The 1,323-nt window shown below is 65.3% G+C and carries 1 protein-coding gene; it reads right to left on the bottom strand.

The window, feature by feature from the left end; all coding sequences use genetic code 11:
- The coding region (gene tnpC, locus M8523_RS36305; protein ID WP_282589644.1) for an IS66 family transposase at positions 1–1,272 on the bottom strand (1,272 nt) is incomplete at its 3' end.
- Positions 1,273–1,323: the final 51 nt, after the last annotated feature.

Genomic DNA, 1,323 nt, shown 5'->3' with positions numbered 1-1,323 from the left:
GGTCTGGAGAATGACCTGAAAGGCGTTGGTGCCGGGCCGGAGACGCGCCGTGTCGACCACGGTGCGGATATCCGCTTCGCCGGCGGCCGCCCACATCGCGCGATAGCCGTTGGTCATCTTGCGCTGGATCACCGATGGTCTGAGGGCGCGCTCGCAGCCGTTATTCGAGGCGTCAACCAGGCCGGGCCACTTGGCGAAGGTGAGAAGCTGATCGCGGGCTCGTCTGAACCTGTTCTGGAGGTCTCGCGCCAGATCGCAGGATGTCGGGGTCTCCAGGATCGCAGTGAGACGACGCTCCAGGGCGCGGCGTCTGGCGGCGATCGTCGGCGGCGCGAGCGTTTCGATGCGGGCCGCCAGGGCGAAGGCGCCTTGGAGCCATAGCTTGAGCCGCATCGGCAGGAGATCCTCGCCCGCCTCATCGGCATAGGCGACATCGCGCGCCAGATGCGCGAGGCAGGTTTGTTGCGCATCGGCATGGCCCTGTTGGGCGGAATACCGATCCGACAGCCAGACCGCCGGCCGGTGTCCATCCATCATGTCCCGGATCACCACGGCGCCGCGCGTCGGAGACGCCTGGTGGACCACCGCGTCGTTGCAGCGGAAGACCCAGTGAAAGGAATTGCTGCCTTCGATGCGAACGCCGGTCTCGTCCGAGGCGACCACGTTGGCTTGCCGGAGCACCGCGACAGCATCGTCGCGCTTGGCCACAAATCGTCCCTGCGCGCGGCGGAGCATGTTCATCAGCCCGCCCTGGCTGATCGCCAGACCGAAGAGATGATCGAAGGCGCCTTGCAAACGTTCGTAGGACAGCGCCTGGAACGTCTTGAAATAGGTGGCGACCGCATGAAGGCGGGGGCCGAACGGCGTGCCTTTCGCCGCCGCGGGCACCGGGGCAACGACCATCGCCCCACACGAGGGACATCGCACGGCCAGACGCCGATGGCGCTCGACGAAGGGCTTGATCACGGGAAGCTCGACCTTGTCGTGCTCGCTGACAACCTCTGCCGCCAGATCACCGGGCAGCGCCATGCGGCAACACGGGCATTCATCGGGATGATGATCGACGATCTTGTCGACGTCCTCGCTCAAGCGGCGCGAATGTCCCTCGTGGCCCGGCTTGGCACCGCCAGGTTTGGCCTTCTCGCGGCGCTCTTTCCGATCAGTCGAGGGAGGCTTGGACGACGTCCGGGACGTCTTCGTCGGGCGTTGCAGCCGCAGCACCAGCTCGATCAGCTCGTCCTTGCTCAAACGCTCAAGATCGAATCGGCTCATTCGCTAAGGGAATCAGCGATTTCCTTGCGTGGCAAGGGCCTGGGTAATTAC

It is taken from the genome of Lichenifustis flavocetrariae, from assembly GCF_026130545.1.
Lineage (GTDB): Bacteria > Pseudomonadota > Alphaproteobacteria > Rhizobiales > Beijerinckiaceae > Lichenihabitans > Lichenihabitans flavocetrariae.
Note: the sequence above shows the minus strand (reverse complement) of the source record. Positions and strands in the feature narration are given on the sequence as shown.